The 19,741-nt window shown below is 38.4% G+C and carries 20 protein-coding genes; all 20 read left to right on the plus strand.

Features of this window, described 5'->3' with window-relative positions:
* Positions 1-125 precede the first annotated feature (125 nt).
* The 20 genes from rplS to murD all read left to right on the plus strand — a co-directional run bounded on the left by rplS (position 126) and on the right by murD (position 19,701).
* Positions 126-473, plus strand: coding sequence for a 50S ribosomal protein L19 (rplS, locus tag B096_RS0100615; RefSeq protein WP_003773145.1), 348 nt, complete (start codon positions 126-128; stop codon positions 471-473).
* A 50-nt stretch (positions 474-523) separates the two neighbouring features.
* On the plus strand, positions 524-1,084 hold the full coding sequence (lepB, locus tag B096_RS0100620) for a signal peptidase I (protein WP_018578846.1): 561 nt from the start codon (positions 524-526) through the stop codon (positions 1,082-1,084).
* 42 nt (positions 1,085-1,126) lie between these two features.
* Positions 1,127-1,930 (plus strand): ribosome biogenesis GTPase YlqF, encoded by an 804-nt coding sequence (gene ylqF, locus B096_RS0100625; RefSeq protein WP_244264551.1) that lies wholly within the window; start codon positions 1,127-1,129, stop codon positions 1,928-1,930.
* Positions 1,915-2,529: a ribonuclease HII gene (locus B096_RS09385; protein ID WP_018578848.1), complete on the plus strand. Its 615-nt coding sequence runs from the start codon at positions 1,915-1,917 to the stop codon at positions 2,527-2,529. Before ylqF ends, B096_RS09385 begins: the two co-directional genes overlap by 16 nt.
* Before the next feature lie 40 nt (positions 2,530-2,569).
* The gene (gene dprA, locus B096_RS0100635; protein WP_018578849.1) at positions 2,570-3,298 is read left to right on the plus strand and encodes a DNA-processing protein DprA; all 729 of its coding nucleotides are present in this window, start codon (positions 2,570-2,572) and stop codon (positions 3,296-3,298) included.
* 17 nt (positions 3,299-3,315) lie between these two features.
* Positions 3,316-5,370 carry a type I DNA topoisomerase gene (topA, locus tag B096_RS0100640; RefSeq protein WP_018578850.1) on the plus strand — a complete coding sequence of 685 codons (2,055 nt, stop codon included), beginning with the start codon at positions 3,316-3,318 and terminating at the stop codon, positions 5,368-5,370.
* 125 nt (positions 5,371-5,495) lie between these two features.
* Positions 5,496-6,785: a methylenetetrahydrofolate--tRNA-(uracil(54)-C(5))-methyltransferase (FADH(2)-oxidizing) TrmFO gene (gene trmFO, locus B096_RS0100645; RefSeq protein WP_018578851.1), complete on the plus strand. Its 1,290-nt coding sequence runs from the start codon at positions 5,496-5,498 to the stop codon at positions 6,783-6,785.
* Positions 6,786-6,844: 59 nt separating this feature from the next.
* Positions 6,845-7,735 (plus strand): site-specific tyrosine recombinase/integron integrase, encoded by an 891-nt coding sequence (gene xerA, locus B096_RS0100650; RefSeq protein ID WP_018578852.1) that lies wholly within the window; start codon positions 6,845-6,847, stop codon positions 7,733-7,735.
* Positions 7,736-8,149: 414 nt separating this feature from the next.
* Positions 8,150-8,659 carry a YceD family protein gene (locus B096_RS0100655; protein ID WP_018578853.1) on the plus strand — a complete coding sequence of 170 codons (510 nt, stop codon included), beginning with the start codon at positions 8,150-8,152 and terminating at the stop codon, positions 8,657-8,659.
* Between the two features lie 14 nt (positions 8,660-8,673).
* Positions 8,674-8,820 (plus strand): 50S ribosomal protein L32, encoded by a 147-nt coding sequence (rpmF, locus tag B096_RS0100660; RefSeq protein WP_003773155.1) that lies wholly within the window; start codon positions 8,674-8,676, stop codon positions 8,818-8,820.
* Positions 8,821-8,894: 74 nt separating this feature from the next.
* The gene (locus B096_RS0100665) at positions 8,895-10,280 is read left to right on the plus strand and encodes an LCP family protein (protein ID WP_018578854.1); all 1,386 of its coding nucleotides are present in this window, start codon (positions 8,895-8,897) and stop codon (positions 10,278-10,280) included.
* On the plus strand, positions 10,280-10,996 hold the full coding sequence (locus B096_RS0100670; protein ID WP_018578855.1) for a CBS domain-containing protein: 717 nt from the start codon (positions 10,280-10,282) through the stop codon (positions 10,994-10,996). Before B096_RS0100665 ends, B096_RS0100670 begins: the two co-directional genes overlap by 1 nt.
* 54 nt (positions 10,997-11,050) lie before the next feature.
* Positions 11,051-11,932 carry a UDP-N-acetylmuramate dehydrogenase gene (gene murB / locus B096_RS0100675; RefSeq protein WP_018578856.1) on the plus strand — a complete coding sequence of 294 codons (882 nt, stop codon included), beginning with the start codon at positions 11,051-11,053 and terminating at the stop codon, positions 11,930-11,932.
* Between the two features lies 1 nt (position 11,933).
* The gene (gene murJ / locus B096_RS0100680; protein ID WP_018578857.1) at positions 11,934-13,454 is read left to right on the plus strand and encodes a murein biosynthesis integral membrane protein MurJ; all 1,521 of its coding nucleotides are present in this window, start codon (positions 11,934-11,936) and stop codon (positions 13,452-13,454) included.
* Between the two features lie 141 nt (positions 13,455-13,595).
* Positions 13,596-14,024, plus strand: a complete 429-nt coding sequence (mraZ, locus tag B096_RS0100685) for a division/cell wall cluster transcriptional repressor MraZ (protein WP_026254076.1) — start codon at positions 13,596-13,598, stop codon at positions 14,022-14,024.
* Positions 14,024-14,935 carry a 16S rRNA (cytosine(1402)-N(4))-methyltransferase RsmH gene (rsmH, locus tag B096_RS0100690; RefSeq protein WP_018578859.1) on the plus strand — a complete coding sequence of 304 codons (912 nt, stop codon included), beginning with the start codon at positions 14,024-14,026 and terminating at the stop codon, positions 14,933-14,935. The genes mraZ and rsmH overlap by 1 nt, the downstream gene beginning before the upstream one ends.
* Before the next feature lie 2 nt (positions 14,936-14,937).
* Entirely contained in the window at positions 14,938-15,240 is a 303-nt protein-coding gene (locus tag B096_RS0100695) for an FtsB/FtsL family cell division protein (RefSeq protein ID WP_003773162.1), read from the plus strand.
* A gap of 2 nt (positions 15,241-15,242) precedes the next feature.
* Positions 15,243-17,423: a penicillin-binding protein gene (locus B096_RS0100700; RefSeq protein ID WP_018578860.1), complete on the plus strand. Its 2,181-nt coding sequence runs from the start codon at positions 15,243-15,245 to the stop codon at positions 17,421-17,423.
* A 39-nt stretch (positions 17,424-17,462) separates the two neighbouring features.
* Positions 17,463-18,425 carry a phospho-N-acetylmuramoyl-pentapeptide-transferase gene (mraY, locus tag B096_RS0100705; RefSeq protein ID WP_018578861.1) on the plus strand — a complete coding sequence of 321 codons (963 nt, stop codon included), beginning with the start codon at positions 17,463-17,465 and terminating at the stop codon, positions 18,423-18,425.
* Between the two features lies 1 nt (position 18,426).
* Positions 18,427-19,701, plus strand: coding sequence for a UDP-N-acetylmuramoyl-L-alanine--D-glutamate ligase (gene murD, locus B096_RS0100710; protein ID WP_018578862.1), 1,275 nt, complete (start codon positions 18,427-18,429; stop codon positions 19,699-19,701).
* Positions 19,702-19,741 lie beyond the last annotated feature (40 nt).

Consider the following 19,741-nt stretch of genomic DNA (forward strand, 5'->3'; position numbering starts at 1 on the left):
CCATCATTATAACTTGATTAATGAAGTCATTTGTGATAAATTATATAGGCTTAAAGCACTCTGGTTCCGCTGTTGGAATCATTATGAACCAGTTTTAACATATAGACAGAAAAAGGAGAATTACTATGTCATTAGCATTAGTACAAGAAATTACAAAGTCACAATTACGTAACGACATTCCTGAATTCCGTCCTGGATGTACAGTACGCGTAGACGTAAAGATCCAAGAAGGTGGAAAGACACGTATTCAAGCATTTGAAGGTGTTGTTATCAAAACTCAAGGAACAGGTATCTCAGAATCATTTACAGTTCGTAAAATGTCATCAGGAATTGGTGTGGAACGTACATTCCCAATCAACTCACCTATTATTGACAGCGTAACTGTATTACGTAAAGGTAAAGTACGTCGTTCAAAACTATACTACTTACGTGACCGTTCAGGTAAATCAGCACGTATTAAAGAAATTCGTTAGTAATAGCCGTATTTATACGGCTTTTTCTTTATTGTATGGGAGGGTAAGAGATGAATAAAGACGATGATAAGTTCTTAATTGCAGTGAAAGATTTTATTAAGAGCATGGTAATCAGCCTCGTGTTGGTTATTATAGTAACGCAGTTTATTGCACGTCCTGTTCGGGTAGAAGGATTATCCATGTACCCGAGTCTTAACGATAAAGAGCTTGGCTTTTCAAATATATTAAGCATGAAGATGAAAGATCCAGAGCGATTTGATGTTCTTGTCCTCTATCTTGATGCGCAAAAAAAACATATTGTGAAGCGCGTAATTGGTTTGCCGGGCGAAGTTGTCGAACTTCGTGATGAAAAACTGTATATTGATGGTGTAGAAGTAGAACAACCATTTCTTGATACAGACTATGTTCGCGAAATGACATCAACCGGAAAAGAGTTTTCGCGTGATTTTGGCCCAATTAAGGTGCCGGAAGGCGAGTATTTTATGCTTGGGGATAATCGTATTCGATCAAGTGATTCGCGTGATTACGGTACGTTTAAACGTGAAGCCATTAAGAGTAAAGACGTATTCGTTTTTATTCCTTTTAATAAAATGAGAACAGTAGGAAAATAGGAGTGTGATTTGATGTCTCAGGTACATTGGTTTCCTGGTCATATGGCAAAGGCAATTCGCTTGATTGAAGAACAAATCAAGGTTGTTGATTTTGTTATAGAATGTCGTGATGCTCGTGCGCCGATGTCGACTCGAAATCCTGTTTTGTCACGTTCAATTGGACAGAAAAAACGTCTTATTGTTTTGACAAAGAAAGATTTAGCTGATCCGAAACAAAGTGAAAAATGGGTCGAAAAGCTTGAATCTGAAGGAAATGTCGTACTTTTGGTGGATGTAATTAACGATCCAGTACGTAAAATGATTATTGAAAAGACGGATATCGTCTTAAAAGAAAAACGTGAACGTGATAAGCGACGGGGCATTCGACCTCGTACTGCACGGGCATTAATTGTGGGGGTTCCTAATGTTGGGAAATCCAGTGTTATTAATAAAATATCTGCACGTAAGGCAGCAGGTGTTGAGAATCGACCGGGTGTGACGCAGTCTCTTAAACTTATTAAGGTGACACAGGATCTCGAGTTGGTAGATACACCCGGTGTTTTATGGCCGAAATTTGAAAGCGAAGAAATGGGTATTATTTGTGCTGTGATTGGGTCGGTAAAAGATACCGGTTATCCGATGGCGTTGGTTACTGATTATGCTCGTGACTACTATATTCAATACAAACCGGAAGAACTAAAACGTCGCTATGAACTGGAGTCATTTGATGATTTCTATGATCAAGTGGGACGTTATCGTGGTCTTTTGGGTGAAGGTGGCACCGTTAATGATGATAAAACGCGTGTTGCTTTCTTGAGCGATATTCAAAATGGTCGGATTGGACGCGTTACATGGGATCGCTTATAGATGAATTTGAAGTTAAATATTGGGAACAAGGGAAGCTTGTTGTCGGTATTGATGAAGCAGGTCGCGGACCCATGGCAGGACCATGTGTTGTCAGTGGAGTTATTTTCCCAAAAGGGTTCTATGATCCTCGGATTAATGATTCCAAACAACTCACTGAAAAAAAACGTGAAGAATTAGTTGCTTTTATCGAATCCAATGCATTATGGACTGCAACGGAAATCATTCCGGTAGCGGTTATTGATCGGGATAATATATACCGAGCAACACAACGTGCAATGGAGAAAATCGCGATTGAAAGTAAAGCAGCAATCGCACTTACGGATGCAATGCCACTTGAAGGCGTTGATATTCCTTTTGAAGCGATTGTTAAGGGGGATGCACGTTCCCTTTCAATTGCTGCCGCAAGTATTCTTGCGAAAACAGTACGAGATGGTTTAATGAGGATGTATGACCTTGAATATCCAGAGTATGGCTTTGCCAAGCACAAAGGGTATGGAACCAAGATGCATAAAGAAGCAATTCTAAAATTTGGGCGCTGCCCGATACATCGTCAATCCTTTCGTTTTAAAGACGAGACTCAAATATCGTTTGATATTTAGGTCTTGTTTTTTTTATTGTTTAACTATAATTGGTGATAATGTGAGAAATTATTTAAAAAATGTTGCAATACATTTGCGAGGGGACTATCCTAGTATATGTCGTTTCATTAATGAAGGGAAAAAGGTCCCTTCATATGCGTATAAAGGGAATTATACCTGTTATGGCGATTCGGATTATCCAAAGTCGCTCTATGATTTAGAATTCCCGCCATTTGTGATATTTTATGAAGGGAACTTATCGCTTCTTAAATCGTCAAGTATTGCTGTCATCGGATCACGTAACCCCAGTGAATATGCACTCGAAATGACGCGTGCATTTGTGCGTAGCGTGAAACATACGCATACGATTATTTCTGGCCTTGCGTATGGTATTGATATTGCTGCGCACCGTGAGGCACTTGATTTTCAAAGCGTAGCTGTGTTAGGGTGTGGATTAGATATCTGTTATCCCTCAAGACATTACGCCGAATTGGCTTATATGAAGAAACAGCATCTCGTGATTACGGAATATCCCTTAGGCGTAAAACCGCAAAAGCATTATTTCCCATTTCGTAATCGGCTCATTGCTGCTCTTGCCAAAACGATTTATGTCATGAGTGCATCCCCGCGAAGCGGAACGATGCATACCGTAAATGAAGCCTTAAAATTGAATCGAAGGATTGTGTGTCTTCCTCATAATATAAATGATATTACGGGATTGGGGTGTAACCTTTTAATTCAAGAAGGAGCCGAGGTGTTGACAAACCTCGAAGATTTATCCAATATATAAACTAAGGAGTGTTGGCTATGAAAAATTTAGTAATTGTTGAGTCACCTTCAAAATCTAAAACAATTGAGAAGTATTTAGGTGAAGATTTTGAAGTTGTTTCTTCAAAAGGTCATATACGTGATTTAGCAACGACTGGTAAAGGCGGTCTTGGTGTTGATTTTGATAATGACTTTGAAGCAACTTATAAAATAAGTAAAGATAAGAAAGACGTTGTGAAAGAACTTAAAGCAAAAGCAAAAAAAGCAGATGCTGTTTATCTCGCAACTGACCCGGACCGCGAAGGAGAAGCCATTTCATGGCACCTTGCCAATGAACTTGGCGTCGATTTGGATCAAGATAATCGTGTTGTATTTAATGAAATCACTAAAGATGCTGTTTTAAGCGCGTTTGAGTCACCACGTCATATTGATATGAACTTGGTTAAGTCACAAGAAACACGTCGTATTTTGGACCGTATTATTGGGTTTAAATTATCAAAACTGCTCCAAGCAAAAATTAAGAGTAAAAGTGCAGGGCGTGTTCAATCTGTTGCGTTAAAATTAATTGTAGATCGCGAAAAAGAAATCGACGCATTTACTCCAGAAGAATACTGGTCAGTTCTTGCATTTTTTGAAAATGAAGGGAATCTTATTGAAACAAGTGCAGAGCGTTATAAAGGTAAGAAATTAAAACTTACCAATGAAGCTGAAGCTCAAGCTGTATTGGATGCTGCTCAAGGGCCGTTTACCATTACAAAACTCGAGAAGAAAAAACGTAAGAAAGAATCAAAACTTCCGTTTATTACATCAACCCTTCAACAAGAAGCATCAACACGTCTTGGTTTCCCTGCAAAGAAAACAATGCGCGTTGCACAAAAATTGTATGAGGGAATTCAAATGGGTGCAGATACAGAAGGGTTAATTACCTATATGCGTACCGACTCAACCCGACTCAGTAATATCTTTGTAGAGGATACCAAAGCCTTTATTCTGGAAAATTATGGCAAGGAATATTTGGGAAAATACCGTCAAGGTAAAAAAACTGAAAATACACAAGATGCCCATGAGGCCATTCGTCCGACAAGTATTTCACGTCGTCCAGAGGATGTTAAGTCTTACCTTACACCGGATGAGTATAAATTATATCGCTTTATCTATTACCGTACATTGGCTTCCTTGATGGCGCCATCCATTTCTGATTCGGTAAGTGTTGTATTCAGTCAAAATGATTATGATTTTAATGGCAGTGGATCCATTATGACCTTTGATGGTTATTTGAGAGTGTATGAATATGAGAAAACAACCGATAAAGTTATGGGAGAGCTTGATGAAGCGAAAGCATATACAGCTCAAAAGGTTGAGAAAAATCAACACTTTACCCAACCACCTGCTCGTTATACCGAAGCACGTTTAATTAAAGAACTTGAAGAACTGGGTATTGGACGACCAAGTACCTATTCAATGATCTTGGAAACGATTGTTTATCGCGCATACGCAACATTTGGAGCTGTTTCAGAAACTTCGAAAACGAAAGTATTCAAGCCAACAGACCAAGGAATTTTAACGAATGAGAAGTTGCAAGAACATTTCTCTGAAATTATTAATGTTCATTATACCGCGAATATGGAAGATGAATTGGACCGCATTGCGGATGGTGAAGAAAATAACGTTGAAGCATTGCAACGTTTTGTAGATAAATTTTATCCATTGCTTGAAGAAGCTGATGAAAAAATGGAGAAAATCGAAGTCGAAAAAGTTGGCGAAGTATGTCCAGACTGTGGCGGAGAATTGGTTTACCGCTTTGGACGTTATGGAAAATTCATTGCTTGTGGTAATTTCCCAGAATGTCGATACAACCGTGCTTTAGATCAAGACAAACGTCCTGAGCCAGAAAAGACTGGAGAAATTTGTCCAGACTGTGGTGAACCGCTTGTAAAACGCAAGAGCCGTTATGGTACCTTTTTTGTAGGATGTTCTGGTTTTCCAAAATGTCGTTACATTCAACCGAATGAAAATGCGAAAAAGCCAAAAACGAAAAAGCCTAAAGAAGCACCGGAAACGGAGCACGAACCTTTAGGTGAAGAAGTAAAATAATAAACGAAAGCTGACAGTTAATTAAATTAGAGTGCATCTAAGTCGTTAGAATGCGGTGCATCGCTTATAATTTATTTAAAGTGCCAGCTTTCTTTGGCATCAAGAGTAAGATAAGGAAGGTATTTATGAAACAACCTCAAGTTAGAGTTATCGGAGCAGGATTGGCAGGAAGTGAAGCAGCCTATCAATTAGCGAAACGTGGTTTTGTAGTAGAACTTGTGGAGATGCGTCCTGTTAAGATGACGCCGGCCCATGTTACAGAACACTTTGCAGAACTCGTATGTTCAAATTCATTTCGTTCGGATGATTTAAACAACGCAGTCGGCCTGCTTAAAGAAGAAATGCGTCGCTTTGACAGCGTCATTATGAAGTCGGCGGATGAACATCGTTTGCCAGCAGGAAGTGCATTGGCGGTAGATCGTGTTGGATTCAGCCAAAAAGTATCAGAGAAATTATCAAATATGGAAAATATTATTATTTCAAATCGTGAAATGACGGCATTGGATGATGTCCCTACGATTGTAGCAACCGGTCCATTGACCTCTGATCATTTTTCAAAATATCTGATGGATTATTTAGGGCAATCAGAAATGTATTTCTACGATGCAATTGCACCCATCGTATCCGTTGATGGAATTAATTTTGATATTGCATATCGTAAATCACGCTATGACAAAGGGGATGGACAAGATTATATTAATTGTCCGATGGATCGTGATCAATTTGAAGCCTTTCATCGTGCGATTTTAGAATCTGAAGAAGCACCAATGCGTGACTTTGAAGATGTTAAAGTCTTCGAAGGGTGCATGCCGGTAGAGGTTATGGCGCGACGTGGGATTAAAACAATGCTTTTCGGACCCTTAAAACCTGTTGGTTTGGAGAAACCCGATGGCACCCGGCCTTATGCAGTTGTTCAACTGCGACAAGATAATGCTGCGGGATCGCTTTACAATCTTGTTGGATTTCAAACGCGCCTCAAATGGGGAGATCAAAAGCGTATTATTCAAATGATTCCCGGTTTGGAAAATGCCGAAATTGTTCGTTATGGTGTCATGCACCGTAATACTTTTATTAAATCGCCGCTTTTGTTAAATCATCATTATCAATCTAAAAACCGTCCATCATTATTCTTTGCTGGACAGGTAAGTGGCGTTGAAGGATATGTGGAATCTGCAGCGAGTGGACTTGTTGCCGCATTAAACATGGCGCAATATTTAAAAGAAGAACCGTTGATTGACCTACCACAAGAAACTGTAATGGGATCAATGGCCCATTATGTATCACATGCGAACCCTGCTCAATTTCAACCGATGAATGCTAATTTTGGAATTGTAGCCAATCGTATGAAAGATCGCGAAGCAATGTCGAAGCGTAGCCTTGCGCATATTGACGAATTTGTTGCGAAATTTGGATAAGACACTTCGGTGTCTTTTTTTTATTTGATTGGCGTATAATAAGGGAAAGAGGTGAGACTATGGATACTGATGCCATTATTTTGGATTTTATGCGACACATCGCAATTACAAATACATCCTCGGAGCACACGAATGATGCTTATTTGCGTGATGTCCAACAGTTTGTTGATTTTGTAGGGGAATCATCTTTATTGGAAATTAATCGTACGATTGCATATGACTATCTTAATATGCTGTATGATTCAGGTCTTTCTAGTGCAAGTGTTGCACGTAAGATTTCCACCTTGCGATCGTTTTTTAAGTTTTTACAAATTAATTACGGTGCTATCGATAACCCATTTAACCAAATAAAGATTCAGCATCAGGGACGTCATCTTCCTAATTTCTTAATGTACGATGAAATTGAAACGCTTTTGTTGAGTTGCGACGATACTGTTTTGGGTGTACGCAATCAAGTGATGATAGAACTGATGTATGCATGTGGTTTACGGGTCAGTGAAGCAGTCGATTTACAAATTACTGACCTTGATCTGACTGAGCGCACGATACGGGTTATTGGGAAAGGGAATAAAGAACGTCAATTATTTTTTTACGAATCGTTGGTACCGAAACTATGGTCGTACCTAAATCAATATCGTGTTCAATTGAAAAACGCTTCAGAAACGCAAACCGTTTTCTTGAATCAACGAGGGGACCCATTAACTCCACGAGGGATACAACACATTTTAGAGGGCCAAGGTAAGGTCGCAGGTCTTCGCATGAAGTTGCACCCGCATATGCTCCGACATAGCTTTGCAACGCATTTACTGGACAATGGAGCCAGCCTTCGAGTTGTTCAGACATTGTTGGGACATGAATCACTGAGCACAACCCAAATTTACACCCATGTAAGCATGCAACGTGTAAAGGAAGTATACGATGAAGCCATAAAAAAAATACCGGTCACATAATCTAACATACTATCCGTGTAATTCTTACACATTGTTTGTGTATGATTCATATGTAAGAAGAAACTCTTACATCGTATGATTCCTCTTCTCCTTTATTCATATCCCCTTATGAATAACACAAAATCATACAAATTCTTTCCCCTTATAAATAAATAGAAAAAAAGAAAAAGCAAATAATGATGCTTTTTCTTTTTTTTACGAATGATTACAAGATGGATAAAATAAATATTGCTTGACTTGTGGTTGTATTAACGATATAAAGAGTATGTTATTTTAGTTTTACAATTATATAGGTTATACAAAAATCATGATGAATTTGCGAAAAATCCAAACATGGAAAACATGAGCAGTTTCGTTTGACATTCCAGTTTGTAATCTATATAATTAAGTAGCGTTAAAGAGTAGGGTGAGAGTATGAAATTTTATAGAGCTGATTTAGATCGGTTAAAATCACCACGTTTAGAAATAGACGAGGAAATTATCATCGATCAAGATCTCTTGAAAGGTTTTTCTCTATGTACTGCTTTACGTGAGATCTTCGCAGTAGGTCATGGTTATTATGACGAACATACTTCAAAACTAATTACCGATCTGACAATAGAAGGTATTATGACAGTACCATGCGCCATTACATTAGAACCCTTTGATATTGAATTTTCAATACCAGTTGGTGATGTGTTTAGCTTCGAGAAACTCGAAGATGACGAAGTGGGTATTGAAATTGAAGGTGAAGAGCTTGATCTTGATCCATATATTGTGGATTCTATCTTAGCTGCAGTTCCCCTAAAGGCAATCCATCCGGATCTTAAGGAATATCCAGAAGGAGATGGCTGGCAGGTTATGACTGAAGAAGATTATACAAAAGAGAAGAGTCAAGAGATTGATCCTAGACTTGCAAAACTAAAAGACTTTAAGTTTGATTAAATGGAGGTGAGACGATGGCAGTTCCAAAAAGACGCACATCTAAAGCAAGAAAAAACAAACGTCGTACACATTATAAATTACCTAATGTGACATTAGCTAAAGATCCTCAAACTGGGGAGTGGAAATTACCACACCGTGCAAATCGCGACGAGGTTAAATAATATAATTAAGTCTTGGGTATCCAAGATTTTTTTATGTGATAATATGGGAAAATTTGGGAAAGTGAGTGTTTAATATGAATCGTAAATCAGCCATTCTCGGTCCGTTGGCAGTGATTATTTCATTTGCATGCTTGTCATGTGTTTTAGTATTTACGAAGTATATGCCGGTTCGGAACCGTTTGATTATTTTGGTTGTCGCGGTTATCGTTGCTATGGTCATTATGATTGTGACCAAGCGTCCGTTTTGGCGGTATTTGATTGCAATATGTATTGTGATTGCAAGTATATTTGTGTTTAGCTCTCAAAAGTTTGTAGATCAAATGGCGGATACTAAAGAATATGAATTAATTAAATATGATTTACTTCGCATGAAAGACCATGAATTACCGAAAGACCCACTTATTGGTCTTTATGGTGTTAAAGAGAATCATCTTGAGGCAATTTCAGATGATTTAAAGAACGAAATGAATAGTGATCGCTTTAAAAAGTTTTCGGATATTGATGAGGTGGTTGCGGCATTTTACGATCAAGAGATTGATGGTCTCTTTATTAATAAAGCCATGCTTGCGAATTTGTCATTTCTCTACCCTGACTTTATTAAAGATACGATTTTGGTGAATAGTTATGAATACCGACTCGGGCGAGATTCAATCGTTAAAGAAGTGGATGTACTTAAAGAACCTTTTACGATTTATCTGAGTGGTATTGATGTATATGGGGATGTTGTTACGCGCTCACGAAGTGATATGAATTTACTGTTGTCTGTAAATCCCATAACCAATGATGTGTTGACTGTTTCAATTCCACGCGATACCTATGCACCTTTAGGCTGTGAGAATGGTGAATTGGACAAACTAACGCATGCTGGTCTTTATGGTGTAACATGTTCAGTTAAAACGTTGGAAAAGTTATTAAATATCGATATCAATTACTACATCCGTGTTAATTTTACGGGACTCGTACAGATTGTTGACACGCTGGATGGTATCGATGTTTTATCACATTATGATTTTGTAACGGAGAATGGTGATGTCTTTATTAAAGGGATGAATCATGTCGATGGACAAAAGGCCTTAGCGTTTGCACGCGAGCGTGATCATGTTGAATATGGTGATGTTGCCCGTGGTTTACACCACCAAGAACTTGTGAAAGCAATTTTTGAAAAAGCAACACAAACCGAAAATATTATTAAAGCACCGCAAATTACAAGCCTAATCAGTCAAGTGGTTGATACAAATCTTGATGATGGAAGTATTTCAAAATTAATTTCAAAACAAATAGAAACTAGTGATCATTGGCATTTTGAGGAAGATTATTTACGCGGTGAAGGGGACATGCAACCCACTTACAGCCAAGATGGACGTTATAAATATTATGTCTATTGGCCTCATGAAGACAGTGTAGCGGCAATAAAGAAACAAATTAACGATTTAATGATCGCAAATAAGGAGGGATCGTAGTGGCGGATACCACAGCGAATTCAATTTTATTTTTAAATGCATTTGTTCAAATCGAAATGTTTTTACGAGACTTGTTGAATAATCCTAATGTTGGATTTGTACAAATGGTGCATATGGCAGCTCAAAAGGATGATACAATCCGTCATTTTCAAACTGATTTAATCGAATATGCTCAATTGCGTAATGCGATTGTTCATAATCGCGGTGGAAATGAAGAAGCAATCGCTGAACCGCACGATGTAGTTGTTTCTCAAATTCAAAAGATTGTCTCACGGATTTATCATCGAAAGACAGTGAGGGATCTCGTTGATGGTCATCCTTTTGTGGTTTCTGTCGATACCTATCTTGTGGATATGGTGAAACGTCAGGATAATAAACATTATTCTGCGATACCGGTGTATAATGATGATGTTTATGTAGGTGTTATTCATCCACGCTTATATCAAAGGCTCATGGAAGATTCAACACGTACGACTTATGATTTAACACCGATGCGTGTTGATGAACTGCTGCAGTATTATCAACCCGATGATCGGGTTGTTTTTGTTCCTGAATCAATGTCTGTTCCGAAATTGTTAGAGGTCTATCAGTCCAACCATAACCGTGGAAAGAGCGTGATAGCGATTATCGTAACAAAGTCTGGAAAGCAAAATGAAAAACCGCTGGGTATTTTTACCGTTGCGGATTTACCAATTCTTATACGTGAACTTGAATAATGATGCATTAACGTGTATATTTATCATTGGTAACACTATATAAAAGGAGTTCTTATGGCAGATTATTTTGTGATGAAAAATGCGTCGTTAAAACGCTATAATACAATGAGGTTAGATGTAACCGCAGAGACGGTGATTATACCTCATACTGTTGACGGATTAGTGGAAGCATTACGCGACCATCAAGGGAAACGCATTGTATTAGTTGGGAATGGATCAAATATGATTTTTTCTCAAGAACACTATGATGATAATACTGTGTTTATTATTACGATTCTATTAAATGATTTAGAGATTATTGATAACGAAATTGTTGCGGAAGCAGGGGTACGTCTAAACCGTCTTGCATGGTTTGCGTGCGAGCAATCCTTAGGTGATATGGAATTCTGTGAAGATATTCCAGGTACTGTCGGTGGTGCTTTAATTATGAATGCGGGACAATGGCAATATGCTATAGGACAATTTGTGAGTTGGATTGATGTATTCAACTATGAAACGCAAGAAGTCGAACGTCTGATTCCGGATGAATCATTCTTTGGATATCGTTATTCACGACTGAATGATCTTCCTGTTTATGTATTGCGAAGTGGATTAAAAACAATTGAAGGGGATTACAATCAAGCCCTAGAAAAAATGCTTTATTATCGTCATGAACGTTATGTGAAGCAACCCCGTAATTATGCGAACGCAGGGAGTGTTTTTAAACGCCCTAAAGATAAAGATGGGGAATCATTATTTGTATGGAAGCTCTTTGATGGTGTTGATTTACGCGGTTTCCGGGTTGGCGATGCAATGGTATCTGAAAAACATCCTGGATTTATAGTGAATGTGGGTCATGCATCGGTTGATGATGTTCATGCTGTTATTCACGAGTGTAAAAAACGTGTTAAAGATGAATATGATGTTGATTTAGAACTAGAATGGCGTGTAATCTAACATGAAAAAGACGACGATTATTGTAATGTTTATTGGGGTTCTGTCTAAGGTATTAGGCTTTATCCGTGACATTACTTTATCTTCAATGTTTGGAATGGGTGCGATTACAGATGCATTTAATGCTTCGGTGGCAATCCCTACGGTCGTTTTATCCGTTATTGGATCGGCCCTCATTACGGGTGTCATACCCATGCTTACCAAGATTTCTCATGAAGATAAAAAACGTGGCGATCGATTCGCAAGTAATGTTCTCAATATTATGATTGTCTTTTCCTTAGCCTTGTCCTTGTTTATGTTCTTGGTTCCAGAAGTGGTTCTTAAAATTGTAGCTGGGGGTTTCAAAGGGGAAACACTCGCGTATGCAGTGGTATTTGTACGAACACTCGCCTTGGGCGTATTCTCAGTTGCAGTGATGCAATTGGGTACTGGTTACCTCAATGTAAAGGGAAATTTTATTGTTCCAGCAATGGTGACAATTCCAATGAATATCATTGTTATTGCCGGGATTGCTATCAGTAGTAAAGCAGGAAATCCCTATATCTTGGGTTATGCACAATTGGTGGCATTGATTGTTCAAGCAATCATTATTCTATTCTTTATGTGGCGCAGTGGTTTTGTATATCATGCAGTAATCGATTTAAAAGATGATGATTTGCGCTCGATGGTGGCACTCGCATTACCATTGGTTCTCTCGTCGTTCTTGGGTCAATTCAATGATATCGTCATGAAAAACTATGCGACAGTTTTACAGGGTGAAGGTGGCTATAGTTACATGACTTACGCTACAAAGCTAATCGGTTTTGTACAAGGAATCTTTATTATCGCAATACTTCAAGTTACCTATCCGACAATTGCTAAGAGCGTTGTGGAAAAGGACCCACGCAAAGTGAATGATTCTATTAACGATGCAGTCTTGATGATTGCACTGTTTGTACTGCCGGCGATGGTTGGTTTTATTACACTAGCACGTGGTATTGTTGAATTTGTATTCTTACGTGGTGCTGTAACACCGGCCGATATTTCGGTGATTGTTCCAATCTTTATTTGCGATACGATTGTTCTCTTTGCATATGCTATGCGGGAATTAATGTTCCGGATTCATTATGCTTATCAGGATATGAAAGGGCCCGTACGCAATACGGTGCTTGTATCGGTACTCTTTGTAGTGGGTATGGTAATCTTTAGTTATATCTTTGGCAAGTTTGGTATGCCACTGGCGGGATTGTCCTTTGCCTACTCATTAGCGGCACTGGTATCATGTTTTCCACTTTACAAGAGTATGAAAAAACATATACCGCGTTCGCGTTTACGTTTTATTGCATTAGATTTTATTAAAATTGCTCTTGCAGCATTGATCATGGGTGTGGTTGTGATCTTGGTGAAAAATCCTATTCAATACCTCATTCCAGGTAAGTTATCCACCATCGTAATCATTTTGATTGCTGGATTGGCTTACTTAATTGCAATTCTCGCATTTAAAGTGCAATTTGTACGAAATCTAATCTTAAGTTTTCTGAAATAATCGTGAAATGTTCATATAAACGCTCTAGGAGTGGCTTAAGCCACTCCTTTTTCTATGTGTTGATTTCTTCCCATATAACAGGTGTTATGATACAATAGTGGTACAAAGTGGTAAGAAGTGGAGGAAAGTGGGGACAATTCAATGTTTATTGGAGAATATCAACACAATATCGATACCAAAGGACGAATCATTGTTCCAGCTAAATTCCGTGAGGAACTCGGCGAGACAATGATTGTTACGCGTTGGCTCGATGGATGCCTCGCCATTTACACACTTGAACAGTGGCAACAGGTTTACGAAAACCTTAAAAAATTGCCATCAACAAAACGAGAAGTTCGTATGTATACACATATGATCATGTCTAAAGCAGCAGAATGTGACTTAGATTCACAAGGACGCATTCGAATCCCTGCGCATTTAACACAAGAAGCACAACTCGTAAAGAATTGTGTTGTTGTTGGTGTAAGTGATCACGTAGAAATATGGGATCAAGCACGATGGACAGATTACTGTGAAGCTGCGAGCGAGAATTTTGAAGAAATAGCAGAATCGCTAACGGAGTTTTTCTAATGAAACATATATCAGTCATGCTTAATGAAACAATTGAATTATTAAATATTAATCCAGAAGGGATATATGTTGATGCAACATTAGGAGCTGGAGGTCATAGTTACGAAATTTGTAAACATTTGACTACCGGTAGGCTTATTGGATTCGATAAAGATCTGGATGCCATTGAACGTACATCGAAGCGCTTAGCAGAATTCGGGGATAAAGTAACCATGGTTCATGGTAGCTATACGCAACTTACCGAAAAACTTCAGGAACTTGGAATTGAAGCGGTGGATGGGGTTCTATTTGATTTAGGGGTATCGTCGCCACAATTTGATGACGGTGACCGAGGCTTTAGTTATCGTTTTGATAGTCGTTTAGATATGCGTATGGATCAAACACAAGCATTGAGTGCTTATGAAGTCGTTAATGAATATGCAGAAGAAGATTTAGTTCAAATTCTTAAGGATAATTCCGATGAGCGTTATGCTCGAAGGATTGTAAAGCAAATCATGGAAAACCGCCCCGTTGAAACAACGTTTGAACTCGTTGATCTTATAAAACGTGCTTATCCAGGAAAAGAGTTAAAAAAAGGACATCCAGCAAAGAAAACATTTCAAGCCTTGCGGATTGAAGTCAATAATGAGTTCGAAGAGGTTAAGGATGCTGTCGAGCAGGCTGTTCTAGCTATTAAACCGGGTGGACGCGTTGTTGTGATTACCTTCCATTCAATTGAGGATAGAATTGTTAAACGAATTTTCAGTAATTATGGTAAACCGAAAAAGGTGGATCCACGATTACCTATTATTGAAGAAGAAATACTTAATTACAAATTGGTTTCAAAGGCACTCAAAGCCTCTGCAGAAGAATTAGAATTTAATAATCGCGCACATAGTGCAATCTTAAGAGGAATTGAAAGGGTGAAATAATTGTGGCAAAACACGTAATTAAAAGAAAAAAGAAAACGATTCGTTGGAGTGGATTAGTTGGATTTGTATTCACGATGGCATTATTATTTTCATTTGTTACGCAGATTTTTGTTCGTTCGGAAAATGCACGCTTAGCACGCGAAATTCAAGTTGTGAAGCAACAACAGGCAGATATTAATGTTAATAATGAAAAACTTACTGCTGAGATTCAAGATTTAAGTGACTCAAACCGTGTTGTATCAATTGCAACAGAGGCGGGTCTTGATAACACACATAATGTTGTGACCGTAAAGCATGGTGATTAGATTTGGAAAAGAAGAAGTTACGAAAAAGTGCAAACTATAAAGTCTTAATTGTTTCAATCACAATGGCGCTCCTCTTTGTTGTAGTGGGTGCCAATGTTTTTGTTGTATCCGTACTTGGGTATCATTTGAACTCGGGCACGGATTTTCGTGATGATATCAATGGCATTCATACTGTAGAACGTAAAATTCCAGCAAATCGCGGGAAAATTGTCGACCGAAATGATACTGTAATTGCTCAAGACCTTGTAGCCTACACGCTGCAAGCAAGTCTGGACGAGTCACGAATGAATTCTGATAAAACTCCGGCACATATTGATGATAAAGAGAAAGCCGCTAAGGTAATCAGTGAGGTGTTGGGAACCCCTTATGACCAAATTATGGATATTATTAGCCAAGATGCGTTGCAGGTTGAATTTGGTTATGCTGGGAAGTACCTAACTTTAGATCAAAAAACGGCGCTTGAAGCATCGGGTGTTCCTGGTTTGATGTTTGAGAAAATTATTACCCGCAATTATCCACTCAAAGTATTTGCTTCAAAATTGATTGGCTACTCTCAATATGATGAATTAGAGGAAGCTCAGATTGGTCAAATGGGTCTTGAAAGTGCCTTTAATGATGAGCTAGAAGGAACAAATGGATTTGAACAATATACGCATGATCGTGATAATTTCCGACTTCGCTTTGATGATGGTCAACGTAAAGACCCAGTTAATGGTAATGATATTAAGTTGACCCTTGATCGTGGTATTCAAGATTCTCTTGAACGTGCGCTTGTAGGAATTACACAAGATCCTGGGGTTAAGGCTTCTGAAGCATGGGGTCTTGTGATGGAAGTCAAAACAGGAAAAATTCTTGCATGGGGTGATGCACCAAGTTTTGATCCGAACGCGCCCGATTTTACAAACGGATTTACGAACCGTGTTTCACAAAGTACTTTCGAACCTGGATCAACAATGAAAACATTTACGGTGGCAGCAGCGATCGAAGAAGGGGTTTGGAATAATGAGGAAACCTTTGATTCGAATCCGTTCCATGTTGGTGTTGAGAATAATAAAGCATTCCGCCTTCCAAGTGAGGACGGAAGCGTTCATACTATAACCAATGCCGGTGGATATACCTACGGCCAAATGCGATATGATTATGGTTATGCTTTAAGTTCTAACGTTATGATTGCAGAACTGCTCACAAATAAATTAGATCCAGAGGTGCATCATGATTACCTCTATAAACTCGGCTTTTTCAAAAATGTAAATACAGATAAAATACCTGAAGAACAAGGTTATGATTTATGGCAAGAACCGCTTGAAAAAATCAGTAATGGTTTTGGACAAGGGTCAAGTGCTTCAGTCCTTCAGTTAGCTCAAGCCTATACTGCGGTATTGAATAAAGGAGTCATGGTTAAACCTTATTATATCGATGAGATTAAAAATTCTGAGACAGGTGAAGTTACTTATAAAGGACAAACACAGAACCTTGGTCGTGTTTTTTCAGAAGAAACTTCAAAAAAAGTGCAAGATTTAATGCGATATGTTGTAGATATTACGGGTTCAGGGTATCGTTTTAATATCGCAGAGACAAATGTAATCGCGAAAACAGGAACCGCACAGACTGTTGTGGAGGGGGTTCCAGGATATTCGCCAACAATCTATAACTTCTCCAGTGCTGTAGCTTTACCATACGAAGACCCGGAAGTCTTGGTTTATACAGCTTATAAAGCGAACTATGGCCATGATGTCGATTATTCTGCGGTATATATCCGCGATGTGTTGCACAAAATTGCAGCTACTTATGGCATGACTAATAAGGGTGGTAAGGAATCAATTACTGAAATTACCGTTCAGGAATTAGAAAACTATATCAACACTCCAGTCAATAAGGCGAAAGAATCATTGGAAGCTTTAGGCTATAAACCGATTCTAATCGGTGATGGTGAAACGGTTATTAATCAACAACCTGAGGTGAACCGTCAAGTCATTAATAATGAGCGTGTGTACCTTTATACAGGGGATCATAATATGACGATGCCTGATTTTAAAGGGTGGACACGAAAAGAAGTGTTGAGTTTTATGAGCATTTCGGGGTTAAATGTTGAATTATCGGGCTCCGGTTATGTGGTTGAACAGTCCATCCAACCCGGCACCGTTTTCACGAAAGAAGATACGATTTCATTAAAACTGAACTAAGAATTTGGTATAATGAGTAAGATGTAAGGGAGAAAGATTATGATTGTAGGAATTTTAGCGATGCTGACAGCATTTGCATTGAGCGTAGTTGCTTACCCAAGGTTTATCAATTACCTTCAAGAAAGTAAGATGGAACAAAAAGTAAGTGAATATGCATTGGATGAATTTAAAAATAAACAAAAAACACCTACATTTGGCGGATTTATCTTTGTGATTGTTCCGGTAATTGTGGCCTTGATATTTAATGGATTCAATTTTAACGGTTCTGTAATACTCCTTATTGGGGTATATGCAGCTTATGCACTTATAGGACTGATTGATGATTACAAAATCGTTAAAGAGGGTAAAAATGATGGATTATCACCGCGTCTAAAAATGTTTGGACAGTTGGTACTTGCGGTTGCATTCTATATTGTATATATCAAAATGGGTGGCGATAATAAACTTGCAATTCCATTTATGAAAGAACCGCTTGACTTAGGATGGGTTTATTTACCTCTTTTAATGTTTATTTTTGCAGGATCATCTAATGCCGTAAACTTAACCGATGGAATGGATGGCTTAGCCGCCGGAACCAGTGTTATTGCATTTGTGGCTTTTGCGATTGTAGCATACTCAATGAATCGTATGGATATCTTTATGGTTATTTTAGCGGTTATTGGGTCATTATGTGGCTTTTTAGTTTTCAATCATAAACCCGCAAAAATATTTATGGGTGATGTTGGGTCACTTGCACTTGGAGCTTTATTTGCAGGTGTTGCAGTACTTCTTAACAAAGAAATCTTATTAGCAATTGTTGGTGGTGTTTTTGTTTTCGAAACACTGTGTGTAATCATCCAACGTACGTCGTGGAAACTAAGACATAAAAAAGTCTTTAAATATACACCAATTCACTACAGTTTTACTTTGAATGGCTGGAAAGAAGAAAATGTCGTCAATTTCTTTTATGCCCTCGGGGTTGCTTTTGCTGTAATCGGCCTCGCACTTAACGCTATCGCCTAAAATGAAGGCATTAATTATTGGTGGTGCACGATCGGGAATCGGTTGTGCACGACTCCTTAATAAAGAAGGTTTTGATGTTACGCTGACGACCAATCAAGACTTTCCAGAACGACAAGAACTTGAAGCAATGGGGATTCATGTTTCGCTCAATGATCGTGATTTGAATCTCGTCGATGACTATGATTACGTCATTAAAAACCCAGGGATTCCAAATGATCATCCCTTGGTATCTCAATTTCAAACTGTATATAATGAAATTGAATGTGCATTTCAATATGCACCAGATGCTAAATTTTATGCTGTATCAGGTACTAATGGTAAAACGACCACGACAACGTGTCTGCATGAGATGTTATTAAAAAAAGATTCGCATGCTTTGCTTGCGGGTAATGTTGGCTATGCATTAAGTGAAGCTGTTTATCATGACGGAAATTATGCACGTGATGTTGCTTTAGAAATTTCGGCATTTCAAATGGAGGGAACCCCTTCTTTTGCGCCGGAGGTTTATGCTTTATTAAATTTAAGTCCAGATCATATGGATCGTTATAAGGCGGTCGATGATTATTACCAAGCGAAACTTAACATTCTTCCTAAGGTGAAAACATTTGTTCGTAATTGTGATGATGCCAATATTATGCGTTTGACTCAAGATTATGAGGGGCTTGTATATAATGTATCCATCACGCACGAAGCAGATGTTTGTGTCAAATCAGGGTGGGTGTATTTCTTAGATACGCCTTTGTTTGAAGTTTCGACGTTAAAACTTGTAGGGGAACACAACTTAATGAATGCAGCGTTTGCAGCGACCTTAGCGTTTTTGGCTGGGGTTGAAGTTGCATCGATTCAAGCAGTAATCCGTAGTTTTAGCGGTGTGGAACACCGTATTGAATTTGTTGATGAAATAGAGGGTGTGCGCTATTATAATGATTCAAAAGCGACCAATCCGGAGTCTACTGAAGTATGCCTCAAAGCCTTCGACAAGCCAATTATTTTACTGGCAGGTGGCTTTGATAAGCATATATCATTTGATCTACTTAAACCTTATCAAGATCGGCTTAAAGCACTCTATGTATTCGGTGAAAGTGCAGATCAGATTCAAACAGTATTTCCATTCGCAATTAAAGTGGATACGATGAAAACCGCATTTATTGAGGCAAAAGCAAATGCCGTAAAAGGGGATGTTATTGTCTTATCTCCGGCTTGTGCGAGCTACGATCAATTTGAAAATTTTGAGAATCGTGGTAACATATTTAAAGAATACGTTAAAACTCTCTAGTTAGAGTTTTTTCTTTTGTGTTTTTCGTGTATCATATACG

The sequence above is a fragment of the Erysipelothrix tonsillarum DSM 14972 genome, from assembly GCF_000373785.1.
GTDB classification, from domain to species: domain Bacteria; phylum Bacillota_I; class Bacilli_A; order Erysipelotrichales; family Erysipelotrichaceae; genus Erysipelothrix; species Erysipelothrix tonsillarum.